The organism is Bartonella sp. MR168JLCBS (assembly GCF_042194175.1).
Window position 1 is genome coordinate 657 of sequence record NZ_JBHIMP010000211.1, and the last position, 257, is coordinate 913.

General features: G+C 33.1%; 1 pseudogene. It reads left to right on the forward strand.

What is annotated here, in order from left to right:
* Positions 1-138: 138 nt before the first annotated feature.
* Positions 139-257 (forward strand): annotated as a pseudogene (prfB, locus tag ACFIK8_RS10400) (peptide chain release factor 2); the annotation flags it as partial.

Here is a 257-nt window from a genome sequence, read left to right on the forward strand (position 1 = left end):
TTTTTTCGCATTATAACCTACGGTGAATAGGTTATAATGCCATACCATTCGACTTACTTGATCATTGAATTTGTATAAAATGCCAAGAAGCATCAATGAAAAAAAATGTTAAAAAAATAAAAACTACGGTGTTAAATTATGCGAGCAGAGATAGAAACATCAGTTGATGAAATCCAGCAGGCAATCAAGTTGCTAAGGGGGCATCTTTAACTGGGATCAATCATTAAAACGTCTTGAATATCTCAATCAAAAAGCAG